This window comes from Pseudomonas sp. B28(2017) (assembly GCF_002113025.1).
GTDB lineage: Bacteria > Pseudomonadota > Gammaproteobacteria > Pseudomonadales > Pseudomonadaceae > Aquipseudomonas.
Window position 1 is genome coordinate 155,199 of record NZ_NEJH01000002.1, and the last position, 13,749, is coordinate 168,947.

The window sequence follows — 13,749 nt, forward strand, 5'->3', positions numbered from 1 at the left end:
AGAAATCTTTATCCCATGAACCTGAAGTTTCTCGAGACCTTTGTCTGGGTCGCCCGACTCAAGAGTTTCCGCCTGACCGCCGACAAGCTCTTCACCACTCAGGCCTCGATCTCCAGTCGCATCGCAGTGCTTGAAGGTGAGCTCGGGGTAAAGCTGTTCCTGCGTGATTCGCGCGGCGTGAGCCTGACGCCCGAAGGCCTGAAAGTGCTCGATTATGCCGAGCAGATGATGGACACCATGCAGGCGCTCAAACAGTCGATCGAAACCCGTTCGAGCAAGGCTGGGCGTGTGCGCATCGGCGTGATGGACACGGTGATCCACACCTGGCTCAGCCCGTTGGTGGCACAGATGACCGATCACTACCCCTTGGTGGAAATCGAGCTGGTGGCTGATACGTCGCTCAACCTCTGCGATCAGCTGCAAAAAGGCTTTCTCGATGTGATCCTGCAAACCGATTTGCTGCGCCAGGAAAGCGTGCGCAGCCTGGAGCTGGCCAGCCACCCCATGGGCTGGATCGTCGCCAGCAATTCCCTGTACAACCGCGAGTATTCAGGCGTCGCCGATCTGGCGAATGAGCGGATCATCACCTACTCGAAAAACTCCCATCCGCATCAGGAAGTGCTCGCCCTGATGCAAGCCAATGGCGTGATGGCGCCGCGACTGAACTGCGTGAATTCGGTGTCGGCGATTACCCGCTTGTTGCGCGATGGCTTCGGTATCGGTGCCTTGCCACCGGTGCTGGTGGCCGAGGAACTGGCGCGCGGCGAATTGACCTTGCTGGACATCGATCAACGACCACCCGACTTGCAGGTAGTGGTGTCGTGGCGGGTGGGTGTTGAGTGGGTCGAGGAGATTGTGGCGTTGTGTCAGCGCGTAGTGGAGCACTATGCGCAGAAGATGGGCGAGCACTACATGGTCTTGAGCAAACCCCTGGCCAGCCTCTGAAAAGGAATTCTCCACGCCACAAGTAGAAATCACTATCATTTGCATTATTATTTTAGAAATGTATTCTCTGCGCGCATTCAGCTAAACCACTGTCCAGAAGGAATCGGACTTGATGCGCGCTTACACGCAAAAACAGCAGCAATTGCTCTCGCACTGGAGCGAAGCCCTCGGCACTCAGGCCTTCCAGTCCCACCGCATCACCCTCGACCATTTGAGCAATGCCCTGGAGCCCGCCGCCCAGCGCTGCTTCCAACGCCTGATCCAGGCGCTGTTTCGTGAAGGTCTGATCAACCCCGACATCTGCGAATACGACACCGACAGCCGTTGCTGGCTGCCACTTGGCGACGGTGCGCGCCTTTGCTTCGATCACCTGTCGGGCGGAAGAATGAACAGCTGGGACGTGCGTGGCAGCATCGTCCTGCACACCCTCGACAGCCTGCCCCACAAAATCCAGTTGCCCAGCGAACTGCTCGCGCACCTCAGCACCCGGCTCAACCCGCCCGCCTCCCCGCAGGTACTGGAACGTCTGGCCCGCGAGCTGGACGACAGCTACAGCAACGACACCCTGTGCCTGGCGTTCCACCATGGATGGACCGAGCGCCTGAGAGAGCAGATCGACACCGAGCACGACGACAATCTGCTTGCCTGGCTCAAAGCCAGCCCCGACCACCAGAACCCGACGTCATTGCTCGAACAATGGGGCACGCTCGGCCATCCCTGGCATCCGAACTACAAGACCAAACTGGGCTTGAGCGCTGCGCAGGTCATCGCTTTCTCGCCGGAATTCGAAGCAAGTTTTCCAATTGTGCTGTGTGCCCTGCACCGTCAGTACGCGCACGTCGAATCACTGGCCGGCACCGGCGATTACTGGGACTGGTGGCAGGGCCACTTCCCGCAGGCCGCTGAACAATTGCAGCACCATTTGCAGCAACGGGGCCTGGAGGTAACGGACTACCTCCCGCTGCCATCGCACCCATGGCAAGCCAATGAAGAATTGCCCAATTCGTTCGCCAACGAGATCGCCGACAACCTGCTGATCATCACCGACATCGTTGCCTTCACTGGCCACCCGACCATGTCCTTCCGCACGGTCGTACCAGAGGCGAGCCGCGTTGCGCCGATGGTCAAGCTGCCGGTGGCCTTGCGACTGACCAGCGTGCAGCGCACCGTGTCGCCGCGCTCGGCCCGGATGGGGCCACGCATCAGCCAATTGATACTGCAGATTCTCGATCATGAACCGCAGATTCAGCGCCTGCTGAACATCGTGCCGGAGCGCATCGGCGTGCACTACGCGCCACAACCGGCCAATGACGAACGGTCCCGGCATGCCGCCGTGCTGTACCGCGACAACCCGCTGACGCTGCTGCAAGAAGGCGAACTGGCCGTGCCGGTCGGCAGCCTGTTCGCCGTCAACGAATTCGAACAGCCGTTGCTGCGTGACTGGGTGCAACTGGCTCAGGGCCGTGACGACAGCGAGGCCATGCTGGCGTTCTTCGATGATTACCTGTCGATTGCCGTCCCGAGCCTGCTGGGCATCTACCTGATGTATGGCGTAGCGTTCGAAGCGCACCAGCAAAACAGCTTCATGGTGATGGGTGCTGACGGACAGTTGAATCGGCTGCTGCTGCGTGACTTCGGTGACATCCGCATTGATCGTAAAACCCTGCACGCCAAGGGTCTGGATATCCAGCTGTACGATCCGAAAATGACCCTGTACGACGACGCCGGTTTTGTCCGCGACAAGCTCCTGCACACCACGTTCATGTGCCACCTCGGTGAGTTGACGCTGCTCTGCGCCCGCCACTGGAATGTGCCGGAAAACATCCTTTGGGAGTGCTTGGCCAAGCACGTTGAACAGTGCTTCGAGAGCGTTCGCGAGCACGTCGAACCGGCACGCTGGGCAAGCGAGCGTCAGGCCCTGCTGGAACAGGATTGGCCGGCCAAATCGTTCATGCGCATGCGCTTGCACGACAGCCACGCCGACATCGTCGGACGCCTGAGCAATCCGCTGCGAACCAACGCCGATGCTTGCTGATGGTCGTGCGTTGCGGCTGCTGATCGTCATCCAGTTTGTCTCCATGGGTGCCATGGAAATGAGCGGCCCGTTCTGGCCATTGCAGATCCAGCATCTGCTTGGGCCAGAGGGCGCCGGCTACACAGCGCTGCTATCGGCGCTGGTCTACGCCGGCCCGATGCTGGCGGCCATGCTGCTGACGCCCGCGTGGGGGCGTTTAGGTGATCGCACCGGGCACAAGCCGATGATCGTTCGGGCGTTGCTGGCACTTGCGCTGTGCCAAGGGCTGGCGGCTATTAGCCTCGACCCATGGCTGCTGGTGGGCATTCGCGTGATGCAAGGCGCATTGGCCGGGTTTCTCGCCGCCGCGCAAGCCTATGCCCTGGCCTGCTGCGACAGTTCCCGGCGCGGTCACACCCTGGCCCGTCTGCAATCGGCGACCGCCGTCGGCTCGTTGATCGGCCCGATACTGGGCGGCTGGTTGATGGACATCTCGGGGTTTGCCCTGCTCTGTCATGGCGCGATGGCGATTTGCCTGCTGTGTGCACTGGGGAGTTTTTTCCTGCCGGCCGACAAGGCGCGAGCCTCGACGAAGAAACCGGTGGCGCCGGTGGCCCTGCCTAAAGGCTGGCTCGGTGGAATCCTGCTGGTGATCGTGCTGATTCAAGCCGCGAAGATGATGCCCCAACCCTTCTACGCGCTGTACGTCGCCGACATTCTGCACGCGCCGGGCTGGCTGATCGGTGCCACTTACGCGGCGAGCGCCGCGACCCTGGCGATTAGCGCACCGCTGTGGGGGCGTCTGTTCGACCGCTGGCAGCCGGCCTACACCTTGCGCGTCATCGAAGGCGTTGCCTGGCTCTGTGCCCTGACGCTGGCGGCCACGGCTCTGGCTAACGAATGGCTGGGTTTTCTCGTCAGCCGGTTGGTCTGGGGCATCTGGCAAGGCGCACTGCTCCCCGTCGCCTATGCACTGATCGCCAACACCGTGTCCTCAAGCCAGCAGGGTTTTGCCCTCGGCCTGGGCAACAGCGCGGCCAAGGCTGGAGCCCTGCTCGGTACCGTCCTCGGCGGGATCTGCATGGGGCTGGTCGGGCTGGCCCACAGTTTCTGGCTGGTGGCGTTGACCTACGCACTGGCCGCCATCGGAATTCGCTGGGTGCGCTCATTCACCTCCATACCCGGCCCCGCAATCGTATCCACCCACACTTATCACGACTAAAAAAAAGACCAATTCATGACCCGAACCAAACTTTCCTTGTTGATTCCGCTGCTCGGCTCCGTCAGCGTCCAGACCTGGGCCGAGGACACCGAGCAGCAACCCGGCACATTGAACATGCAAGCCACCGTCGTTTCCGCGACTCGCAGCGAAGCGACCATTGCCTCGATTCCAGGCTCGGTCCAGGTGATCGACGAACAGCAGATCCGCGAACAGAGTGGCGCGGGGCGTCGGGTCTCCGACATCCTGGGGCAACTGGTTCCCGGCCTGGCGCCGTCCAGCGGCGGGATGAGCAACTTCGGCCAGACCCTGCGCGGGCGCAACATGCTGGTGTTGATCGACGGCGTGTCGCAGAACGCCACGCGTGACAACTTCCGCCAGCTCAACAGCATCGCACCGGCCAGTATCGAACGCATCGAGGTGGTTTCCGGCGCCAGCAGCATTTATGGTGCCGGTGCTTCGGGCGGCATCATCAACATCATAACCAAGCGCAATCAGGGTCAGGACCTTGCCTACAGCAGCAAACTGGGTCTGACCAGCGGCAACAACCTCAACAACAAGGGTTTCGCCTACGAGGCCTTTCAGAGTGCGACCGGGCGCAAGGATGCCCTGGACTGGTACGTGTCCGCCGACCTGACCCAGCGCAACGATCAGTACGACGGCAACGGCAATCGCATCCCTCAGGACACCTCCCAGGGCAGCAACATGGACACCGAAACCTATGACCTGCAGGGTCGTTTCGGTTACGAACTGGATGCCGACAAAAAACTCAGCCTGTCGCTGCAGGACTACAAGGACCAGCAGGACACTGGCTACACAAAAGATCCGAAAAACCTGCAACAGGCCGTGGCGGTCAAGGGACTGAAACTCGACGACCAGCCCTACACCCATAACCAGGCGGCCAACCTCAACTACACCGACAACGACTTCTACGGCCAGGGCCTGCAACTGGAAAGCTACTGGCGCCGGGCCGACGCGCTGTTCTTCCCGGACCTGTCGCGGGGCAAGGCCGGGATCGCCGACAACAACAGCGTGCAGGATGTCTACGGCCTGCGTGCGGCCATCGACACGCCGTTGCCGGCCATCGGCAGCGCCACAGGCAACCTGGTCTGGGGCGCCGACTATGATCACGAACGCTCCCGCCAACGCGGTGACCAATACACCCTCAATGGGCTGACCTACACCAAGACCGGCACCACTTACGAGCTGGGCCCGGATATCGAAACCACCACCAAGGCGCTGTTCGGGCAGATGTCCTGGGACATCGGAGACTGGACCTTGCGTGGCGGTGTGCGCCGCGAATGGATCGAAAGCGAGGTCTCCGACAGCATCGCTTACGGTCAGATCGTGCAGACTGGCGTACGCGCCATCCTGCCCGGTGACACGCTCAAATACGACGCGACGCTCTATAACCTGGGCGCGGTCTATCACCTGAGTGAACATCAGGACGTCTTCGCCAATTACAGCCAGGGCTTTTCGCTACCGGACATCCAGCGCTTCCTGCGTGATGTGAGCAGCACCTTCGACATCCAGAGCCTCAACGCCCAGGCGATCAAGGTCGACAGCTACGAGCTGGGCTGGCGCGGTGACTGGGACCGGTGGCAGGCCGACGTCACCGTCTATGAAAACACCTCGGACGTGACCCAGTTCTACGATGCCAACAGCCGTGTCTTGCGTCTGATCAACCAGAAGGAGCGGGTTCGCGGCATCGAAAACAGCCTGACCTACCGCGCGACCGATCACTGGTCGCTGGGTGGCACCTATGCCTGGGCCAAGGGCGAGACCCGGCAGAACGGGAAATGGATCGATCTGCCGGCAACACGCATTTCACCGGCCAAAACCACGCTGTTCGTCGGCTACAGCGAAGACGACTACAGCCTGCGCCTGCAAGGCATGCACCTGTCAAGTTACGATGCTGCCGCCAAGGACAACAATGGGCGCGACATCGAAGGCTATACGCTGGTGGACCTGCTCGGCTCCGTGTACTTGCCGGTCGGTCGTCTGGAAGGCGGGGTGTACAACCTGACCAACCGCACGTACGTCAACCTGTTCGCCCAGGCCAACGCCAAAGCGCCATTCCCCAACGCCGAAGGCCGTACCTTGAGCCTGGCTTATTCGATCGATTGGTAATCAAGCAAGGAGCCGGCTTGTCGGCTCCTTGACGTTCGACCGTGTTACAAACCGCGCAAATCCCGCTCTTCGATCGGTCGGCTCTGGCGCAGACGCTTGCCACCCAGCACCACCCAGTCAATCAGCCGGAACAGGCATTCCAGGCCAAACGACAGCAGCAAGGCGCCGCTCATGCCCCAGACCATCGCTTCAGGCGTCAACAGGATCTGGTAGCTGTAGCCATTCCAGGTTTCCTTGCGGATGTCCGGATCAGCGGCCAGCACCACTTGCAGGAAGCGGATGTACCACGGCCCTTGCATCGCCTGGAATTGCTTGTCCAGTGCCAGTTGGCGGGTCAGCAGGTTGCTCAGGCTGTCGGCGTCGCTGCGAAAGATCGGGTCTTCGCTGGCGCGGTAATGGGCCACCAGGGCCTGCATGTCACCTTTGAAGAACTGATTGGCGGTGTTCTGAAAGCCGCTCAATCCGGCTTGCGCTTCGATCAGATGGGCTTCGACCCGCTTGGCGTAATCGCCGATGAAGCCCGGCACCTGGACACCGATCAACAGGCCCGCCGCAAACAACACCAGCCGTAGATAACTGAGCAACATGCAAGGAGTCCTTATTCGGTCGTGCCCTGACTGACGCATTCGCCGCGTCGCCACAGGCTCCATTGACCCGGTTCGTAACGGGTCCAGGTTTCGTTTTCGGTCAGGGGTTCGGTGGCGATGACGGTGACCACATCGTTAGGGGTGGTTTCGGCCTGAAAATCGACGATCACGTCGACATCTTTCAAGCGCGCCGGGCCAAACGGTGCACGACGGGTGATCTGCGCCAATTTGGTCGAGCAATAGCAGAACAGCCAGTCGCCGTCGCTGAGCAGGCAGTTGAACACACCTTTGCTGCGGTATTCGGCGCAAGCGGCCACCAGATCCGGCAGCAACGCTTCGACCTCGACCGGCTCGGGGAACGCCGCACGCACGCGGTTGAGCAAATCGCAGAACGCCGCTTCGCTGTCGGTATCACCCACCGGGCGATAGAAACTGGTCGCTGGCTGAAAGTCCGCCAACTGGCCGTTATGGGCGAAACACCAGTTGCGGCCCCACAACTCGCGCACGAACGGATGGGTGTTGGACAGGCAGACCTTGCCTACGTTGGCCTGGCGGATGTGCCCGATCACCACTTCGCTCTTGATCGGATAGCGCTGCACCAGGTTCGCGACTTCCGACTCGCAGCTTGCCGCCGGGTCCTGGAACAGCCGCAGCCCACGGCCTTCATAGAAGGCAATGCCCCAACCATCGCGGTGTGGGCCGGTGCGTCCGCCGCGCTGCATCAGCCCGGTGAAGCTGAACACGATATCGGTCGGGACATTGGCACTCATGCCCAATAACTCACACATGCTCGGACTCTCGCTCAATCGCAGGGGCAAGGTTACAAACGGGGTTCGACTCGCATCCGCTGAGGATTGCTCGGCACGGGTGGACGACCGTAACGATCATCGCCGGCACCGCCGAACGGTTGATCATCCTCAGGCTCGTCGGCACGGACGGCGGCTTTGCTGACAGCCTCACGCTCCTTGCGGGCGTTGGAGGCGCGTTCGATGGGGAAACGGATCGCCACCAGCACCAGATAGAGGCCGAATGCGATCATGCCGTACATGAACAGATCGGAAATCGCCCGCCAGGCGTTATTGCCGACCTTGAACAGCAGGTCGAGCGCAGTAATGGCGACGGCCGGTGCGACTTTTTCCTTGACCGGATCGATGATGGTCGGGCTGAACAGCAACACGGCCATCGCCAGCCGCAGCGGCTCACGCAGCCAACGCCACATCCAGCGGGTCAAGCGCATCCACACCAACAGGCAGCCCAAAGCGGCAAAGGCGTAGAGGCCCCAAGCGATCAGATAGTCGTTCTCGGTCATGGTGTCCATGGCAAGGCAGGCAAAGAGGCGCTTATGATAACGGCTTTTCGCCCATCAGGCTGCATCAATGGCAGTCAAGCACCTGATGGAGCCTGTGGGTACAGGTTGCGAAGCCCCTATTGCGTACACTGTTCGAGAGCCCTTCATGCCCCTATCCGCCAACACTTGCGACGCTCCGATTGCCCACAAGGCTGATGGCTCCGACCCGTATGCCTGGCTGCAAGAGCGTGACACCGACGCAGTGATCGACTACCTGAAAGCCGAAAACCGCTATCAGGAGGCGCAGACCGCCGACCAGGCCGGACTGCGCGAAACCCTGTTCGAGGAGATCAAGGGGCGGATTCTCGAGACCGATTTGTCCCTGCCCTCGCCCTGGGGACCGTATCTGTACTACACCCGCACCATGGCGGGCGATGAGTACGCCCGGCACTACCGCTGCCCGCGTCCGGCCGATGACAGCCTGACCCTCGACGAAAGCCGCGAACAACTGCTGCTGGACCCGAACGAATTGGCCAATGGCGGCTTCTTTTCCCTGGGGGCGTTCAGCATCAGCCCGGATCATCAGCGCCTGGCCTACAGCGTCGACTCCAGTGGCGACGAAATTTACACGCTGTTCGTGAAGGAACTGTCCGACGGCCGCGTCAGCGAGCTGGAGTTCCAGGACTGTGACGGCAGCATGACCTGGGCCAACGACAGCCTGACACTGTTCTTTGGCGAACTGGACGACACCCATCGCCCGCACAAGCTGTATCGCTATCGACTTGACGGCACGGCGGCCGAAGAAGTGTTCCATGAGCCGGACGGTCGCTTCTTCATGCATTGCTACCGTTCAAGCTCCGAGCAGCAATTGCTGCTGTCCGTGGGCAGCAAGACCACCAGCGAAGTCTGGGTCCTCGATGCCTCCCAGCCCCAGCAGGCGTTCACCTGCCTGGCACCACGGGTCGAAGATCATGAGTATGACGTCGACCACGGCGTACTCGACGGTCAATGGACCTGGTTCATTCGCAGCAACCGTGACGGTATCAATTTCGCCTTGTACACGACCGTCGATACCGGCGCCGCGCCGACCGAAACCGACTGGAAGAACCTGATCCCCCACAGCGACACAGTGATGATCGACGGCATCAGCCTGAACACCGGGGCCATGACCCTGAGCCTGCGGGTCGGTGGCTTGCCGGTCATTGAGGTTCACCCACAAGGCCTGGCACCTTATCGCGTGCAACTGCCAGATGCGGCCTATAGCCTGCATGTGCAAAACAGCCTGGAATTCGAAAGCGAGCGGATTCGCCTGCGCTACGAAGCGTTGAACCGTCCGGCGCAAATCCGCCAACTGGACCTGGCCTCTGGCGAGCAGAAAGTCCTCAAGCAAACCCCGGTGCTCGGCCCGTTCGATGCCGACGACTACGTCAGCCAGCGTCTGTGGGCAACCGCGCCGGACGGCACGCAAGTGCCCATCAGCCTGGTGATCAAGCGCACAGACCTGGGCAAACCCGTGCCGCTGTACCTCTACGGCTATGGCGCCTATGGCGAAAGCCTCGACCCATGGTTTTCCCATGCGCGCCTGAGCCTGCTGGATCGCGGTATGGCGTTTGCCATTGCCCACGTGCGTGGCGGAGGCGAACTGGGGGAAGCCTGGTATCGCGCCGGCAAGCAGGAGCACAAGCACAACACCTTCAGTGACTTTATCGCCTGCGCCGAGCACCTGATCGCCCAAGGCTTTACCACTGCACCGCAGCTGGCGATCAGCGGCGGCAGCGCCGGTGGCTTGCTGATCGGCGCGGTACTCAATCAACGACCGGAGCTGTTCGGCGCCGCCATCGCCGAGGTGCCGTTCGTCGACGTACTCAACACCATGCTCGACCCTGACCTGCCATTGACCGTGACGGAATACGACGAATGGGGCAACCCTGAAGAGACGGACGTGCATGATCGGATCAAGGCCTACGCCCCGTACGAAAACGTCACCGCGCAAGCCTATCCGGCGACCCTGGTGATCGCCGGTTACAACGACAGCCGTGTGCAGTATTGGGAAGCCGCCAAGTGGGTGGCGAAACTGCGCGCGACCAAAACCGACAGCAACCCGCTACTGCTCAAGACTGAACTGGGTGCCGGGCATGGCGGGATGAGCGGTCGATATCAGGGGTTGCGTGACGTAGCACTCGAATATGCATTCTTGTTCAAGGTTTTGGGCATTGCCTGAGGAACCTGGCGCGGTGTGCCGGTCATAATTGCGTACAAGGCAGGCCGATACACTGCATATCCCCCTGTGCGAGCGAGCCTGCTCGCAAAAGCGGTGGCACATTCAATACCTCTATTGGCTGTGACAACCCATTCGCGAGCAGGCTCGCTCCCACACCCCGGAACAACAGACACAACAATAAAGACCGTGACGACATGTCTGAATCAACTTTTCTGAACAACGAAATTCGCGACTGGCTGATGGATTGCGGCCTGTTCAATCAACTGCTGCCGGCGGACTTCGCCGCGGCTTCGGGCTACTTCAGTATCAGCACCATTGCCCAGGGCGAGGAGATCTTCCAGGAGGGCGATGCCGGAAGTTTCATGTGCATCATCCATACCGGTCAGGTGGCGGTGCAGAAAACCTCCGCTGACGGGCAACGAGTCACCATCGCCACGTTGCGCAGCGGCCGTTCGTTCGGCGAAATGGCCGTACTCGATGGCGAACGGCGCTCGGCCAGTTGCGTGGCCGCCAGCAACTGCCAGTTGCTCAACCTGGGCAAGGACTCACTGGAAAAGATGCTCAACGACGCACCGAAAATCGCCGCCAAGATCATCCGCGCCCTCGCCGTGTCCCTTTCCAAACGCCTGCGCATGGCCGACGGCCAACTGCTTTCGCAGCAGGTCTAGCCACCCGGCGACTTGATTTTCGGCGGATTGGGCTCCAGGCCCGGTATCGGCTGGTCCTTGGTCGGCGGGCTCGGCATTTCAATCGGCACCAACGGCGGACCGCTACTGCCGGGGCCGACTTTAGGTAAAGGCGCCGGGCTGATTTGCGGGTACGGCGTGGGCGTCGCGGTGCCGGGCGAACCGGGTATTGGCGCGGGGCTTACGGGAATCGATTGCAACTGTTGAGCCTGCACTTCAGTTATCGAGAGCGCAGCCAGGGCAATGGCCGTTAGAATAGTGCGCTTCATCAATGGCTCCGTTGGCCTTGTCGTCATAAACAGGCTACTCCCAACTGTGTCTGTTTGCCCTCCCCTGTGCAGCCAATTTTCTTCAAGTGAGCCCCATGAAACGTTTCGTTCTGCTGGACACCACCCCCATTCCTGAAAACGGCGGTGCCCTGTGCCTGTTCGAATACGGCGAGGATTTCGTCATCAAGATCCAGGGTGGCGATGGCGGACAATTGATGAACACGCGCATGCATGGCTCCGAAGATGCCCTGGCCGAGATCCCATGTCGCAAAGTCGCCGGTCGACCGGACTCACGGGTGCTCATCGGTGGCCTGGGCATGGGTTTCACCCTCGCTTCGGCGCTCAAGCACCTGGGCAAGACCGCCGAAGTGGTGGTCGCCGAACTGGTCCCCGGTGTCGTTGAGTGGAACCGTGGACCGCTGGGCGAGAAGGCTGGCAATCCGCTGCTCGACCCGCGGACGGTGATTCGCATGGAGGACGTGGCAAAAGTCCTGCAAGCCGAACCCCAGGGCTTCGATGCCATCATGCTCGACGTCGACAACGGCCCCGAAGGCCTGACCCAGAGGGCCAATAGCTGGCTGTACTCCGCCGCAGGACTGAGCGCCTGCGCCAGGGCCATGCGCCCCAAAGGTGTACTGGCGGTCTGGTCGGCCAGCGCCGACCGGCAGTTTTCCGACAAACTGAAGAAAGCCGGCTTCAAGGCTGACGAAGTGCAGGTCTTCGCCCATGGCAACAAGGGCACCCGCCACACCATCTGGATTGCCGAGAAGCTCAAGGGCTGAGCTAAACTTCGCTTAATACCGTCATTAGTCTTTCTGCAAAGGTGAACCCATGAGTTCGTCCACCCCGACCAACACGTCCAAGCTGGATCGCATCCTCGCCGACAACCAGCGTGACAAGGAAATGGGCTACCGCGACAAGGCCCTGAAGATGTACCCGCATGTCTGTGGCCGCTGCGCCCGTGAGTTCTCCGGCAAGCGCCTGAGCGAACTGACGGTGCACCACCGCGACCACAACCACGACAACAACCCGCAGGACGGCTCGAACTGGGAGTTGTTGTGCCTGTACTGCCACGATAACGAGCACTCGCGTTATACCGACCAGCAGTATTTCGACGAAGGCTCCCTCAGCACGCCGAAGATCGCCAAGGCCACGCACAATCCGTTTGCTGCGTTGGCGGGGTTGATGAAAAAAGAAGACTGAGCTCTTTCGCCTCACAGAAAGGCACGCCCCCAGCGTTTACTTGGGCGATGATTTGAAAACGAGACTGACCCGCAACATGGGGCAAATCCTGCTGGGGGAGCTGGCGCGGTGAAGAATGCACCCTGGGAATATAACAATGCGCCCCGGCAGAGGGGCCACTGACTTTATGATTTCCCCGCTTTCATCGTAAAACAGAAGCTCCGCCCCCCAGTCTTGTTGCCAGTCGTCATGAGCAAAGTAAATCGAAGACAGATAGTCCGCTCGGCTACTGTCTTTATGCGCATACCCTTCCGTGCCGTAGGTATGTCCATTGGCGTACGCCCTGAGCAGTTTTTGCGGTGAACCAATTGCCGCTTCGATCTGTAGCCATAGCGCACTGACCGATTGTAGCCCCTGCCTGTCGGCTAAAACGGGGGCGCTGTCCGTCTCACTACTGGTATCGCCACCGGCGAAGTGCGAGTGCCAAAAAAAATAGTTATCATTTTGAACATTAGAACGCCAGCCGTACTGCCAGATCGGCTTTTTGGCCAGTGAGCTCAACTGACTTGCCAATTCGGTCGATATGATCCTGTCGTAGATTTTTACATCGTCGGCACCCAGCCTCATCTCAATCTCCCTATCCAATCCATAACACATATTCAATATTTAAACCGCCGTACGCTTCAGTGCTCGGGCGTTCATGACCATGACTGGCAAAACTGCCGAATCCACCCTCTACGGCAATGACACTGAGTTGTTGAGCCATGAACCCCGCGCTCAACCAGTTCACCCGCTTATCCGATTCAGCTGAGCATGTCGACATAAACAAAAACAACAAAGCATACCTTCCGACATCGACTTCATCTTCGAGTGATTTCTGTAACTGCTGGAATATCACTTCATTCGATGAGACATGAACAATATGCAGTTGTGCATCACAATACTGTTCTATCAATGCCAAGCAACGACGTTTTACTTCATCGATGCACCGGCTGTTCGATTCGCAGCCCAACCGCTCACGTGAAGTTTTACGCTGCAACCATGAACGTTCACATACATCGCTCATTCGTCGAGTCAGTTGCATAAAATCCCTGACACTCAACGTACGCTCGTCTCGCCAGCAACTGTAAATAATCGAGTACAGCGGCATATCTAGCGCAATAAATCCAGCTGTCGCTTCGTCCAGCTTTATCAGGTTATACACGCGC

14 protein-coding genes are annotated in these 13,749 nt (G+C 60.1%); 8 read left to right on the forward strand and 6 right to left on the reverse strand.

The window, feature by feature from the left end:
* Positions 1-15: 15 nt before the first annotated feature.
* The 4 genes from CAF65_RS05310 (at position 16) to CAF65_RS05325 (ending at position 6,308) form a co-directional block, all read left to right on the forward strand.
* On the forward strand, positions 16-945 hold the full coding sequence (locus CAF65_RS05310) for a LysR family transcriptional regulator (RefSeq protein WP_085715368.1): 930 nt from the start codon (positions 16-18) through the stop codon (positions 943-945).
* Positions 946-1,057: 112 nt separating this feature from the next.
* Positions 1,058-2,980, forward strand: a complete 1,923-nt coding sequence (locus CAF65_RS05315; RefSeq protein WP_085715369.1) for an IucA/IucC family siderophore biosynthesis protein — start codon at positions 1,058-1,060, stop codon at positions 2,978-2,980.
* Positions 2,970-4,181, forward strand: a complete 1,212-nt coding sequence (locus tag CAF65_RS05320) for an MFS transporter (RefSeq protein WP_085715370.1) — start codon at positions 2,970-2,972, stop codon at positions 4,179-4,181. The genes CAF65_RS05315 and CAF65_RS05320 overlap by 11 nt, the downstream gene beginning before the upstream one ends.
* A 15-nt stretch (positions 4,182-4,196) precedes the next feature.
* The gene (locus CAF65_RS05325) at positions 4,197-6,308 is read left to right on the forward strand and encodes a TonB-dependent receptor (protein WP_085715371.1); all 2,112 of its coding nucleotides are present in this window, start codon (positions 4,197-4,199) and stop codon (positions 6,306-6,308) included.
* A gap of 44 nt (positions 6,309-6,352) precedes the next feature.
* Here CAF65_RS05325 and CAF65_RS05330 read toward each other — a convergent pair whose 3' ends face one another.
* Genes CAF65_RS05330 through CAF65_RS05340 form a run of 3 tightly spaced genes read right to left on the reverse strand, consistent with a single transcriptional unit; the run spans position 6,353 to position 8,213 of the window.
* Positions 6,353-6,895 carry a DUF2937 family protein gene (locus CAF65_RS05330; RefSeq protein WP_008015970.1) on the reverse strand — a complete coding sequence of 181 codons (543 nt, stop codon included), beginning with the start codon at positions 6,893-6,895 and terminating at the stop codon, positions 6,353-6,355.
* 11 nt (positions 6,896-6,906) lie between these two features.
* The gene (locus CAF65_RS05335; protein WP_085715372.1) at positions 6,907-7,683 is read right to left on the reverse strand and encodes a class II glutamine amidotransferase; all 777 of its coding nucleotides are present in this window, start codon (positions 7,681-7,683) and stop codon (positions 6,907-6,909) included.
* A 32-nt stretch (positions 7,684-7,715) separates the two neighbouring features.
* Positions 7,716-8,213, reverse strand: a complete 498-nt coding sequence (locus CAF65_RS05340; protein ID WP_085715373.1) for an MFS transporter — start codon at positions 8,211-8,213, stop codon at positions 7,716-7,718.
* A gap of 136 nt (positions 8,214-8,349) precedes the next feature.
* On the opposite strand from CAF65_RS05340, the gene CAF65_RS05345 reads away from it, so the two are divergent.
* Positions 8,350-10,404 (forward strand): S9 family peptidase, encoded by a 2,055-nt coding sequence (locus tag CAF65_RS05345; protein ID WP_085715374.1) that lies wholly within the window; start codon positions 8,350-8,352, stop codon positions 10,402-10,404.
* Between the two features lie 194 nt (positions 10,405-10,598).
* Positions 10,599-11,072, forward strand: a complete 474-nt coding sequence (locus CAF65_RS05350) for a cyclic nucleotide-binding domain-containing protein (RefSeq protein WP_085715375.1) — start codon at positions 10,599-10,601, stop codon at positions 11,070-11,072.
* Here the strand turns inward: CAF65_RS05350 and CAF65_RS05355 are convergent.
* Positions 11,069-11,359: a hypothetical protein gene (locus CAF65_RS05355; RefSeq protein WP_085715376.1), complete on the reverse strand. Its 291-nt coding sequence runs from the start codon at positions 11,357-11,359 to the stop codon at positions 11,069-11,071. The genes CAF65_RS05350 and CAF65_RS05355 overlap by 4 nt on opposite strands.
* A 95-nt stretch (positions 11,360-11,454) precedes the next feature.
* Between CAF65_RS05355 and CAF65_RS05360 the strand changes: the two genes are divergently transcribed.
* The gene (locus tag CAF65_RS05360; RefSeq protein WP_085715377.1) at positions 11,455-12,141 is read left to right on the forward strand and encodes a spermidine synthase; all 687 of its coding nucleotides are present in this window, start codon (positions 11,455-11,457) and stop codon (positions 12,139-12,141) included.
* 49 nt (positions 12,142-12,190) lie between these two features.
* Positions 12,191-12,562 (forward strand): YajD family HNH nuclease, encoded by a 372-nt coding sequence (locus CAF65_RS05365; protein ID WP_007898702.1) that lies wholly within the window; start codon positions 12,191-12,193, stop codon positions 12,560-12,562.
* Between the two features lie 36 nt (positions 12,563-12,598).
* Here CAF65_RS05365 and CAF65_RS05370 read toward each other — a convergent pair whose 3' ends face one another.
* Entirely contained in the window at positions 12,599-13,168 is a 570-nt protein-coding gene (locus CAF65_RS05370) for a 2OG-Fe(II) oxygenase (protein ID WP_085715378.1), read from the reverse strand.
* A gap of 10 nt (positions 13,169-13,178) precedes the next feature.
* The gene (locus tag CAF65_RS05375) at positions 13,179-13,745 is read right to left on the reverse strand and encodes a hypothetical protein (RefSeq protein ID WP_085715379.1); all 567 of its coding nucleotides are present in this window, start codon (positions 13,743-13,745) and stop codon (positions 13,179-13,181) included.
* Positions 13,746-13,749 lie beyond the last annotated feature (4 nt).

Coding starts and splice junctions, on each gene's coding strand:
- CAF65_RS05310 (WP_085715368.1), top strand. CDS start 16: ATGAACCTGAAGTTTCTCGAGACCTTTGTCTGGGTCGCCCGACTCAAG.
- CAF65_RS05315 (WP_085715369.1), top strand. CDS start 1,058: ATGCGCGCTTACACGCAAAAACAGCAGCAATTGCTCTCGCACTGGAGC.
- CAF65_RS05320 (WP_085715370.1), top strand. CDS start 2,970: ATGCTTGCTGATGGTCGTGCGTTGCGGCTGCTGATCGTCATCCAGTTT.
- CAF65_RS05325 (WP_085715371.1), top strand. CDS start 4,197: ATGACCCGAACCAAACTTTCCTTGTTGATTCCGCTGCTCGGCTCCGTC.
- CAF65_RS05330 (WP_008015970.1), bottom strand. CDS start 6,895: ATGTTGCTCAGTTATCTACGGCTGGTGTTGTTTGCGGCGGGCCTGTTG.
- CAF65_RS05335 (WP_085715372.1), bottom strand. CDS start 7,683: ATGTGTGAGTTATTGGGCATGAGTGCCAATGTCCCGACCGATATCGTG.
- CAF65_RS05340 (WP_085715373.1), bottom strand. CDS start 8,213: ATGGACACCATGACCGAGAACGACTATCTGATCGCTTGGGGCCTCTAC.
- CAF65_RS05345 (WP_085715374.1), top strand. CDS start 8,350: ATGCCCCTATCCGCCAACACTTGCGACGCTCCGATTGCCCACAAGGCT.
- CAF65_RS05350 (WP_085715375.1), top strand. CDS start 10,599: ATGTCTGAATCAACTTTTCTGAACAACGAAATTCGCGACTGGCTGATG.
- CAF65_RS05355 (WP_085715376.1), bottom strand. CDS start 11,359: ATGAAGCGCACTATTCTAACGGCCATTGCCCTGGCTGCGCTCTCGATA.
- CAF65_RS05360 (WP_085715377.1), top strand. CDS start 11,455: ATGAAACGTTTCGTTCTGCTGGACACCACCCCCATTCCTGAAAACGGC.
- CAF65_RS05365 (WP_007898702.1), top strand. CDS start 12,191: ATGAGTTCGTCCACCCCGACCAACACGTCCAAGCTGGATCGCATCCTC.
- CAF65_RS05370 (WP_085715378.1), bottom strand. CDS start 13,168: ATGAGGCTGGGTGCCGACGATGTAAAAATCTACGACAGGATCATATCG.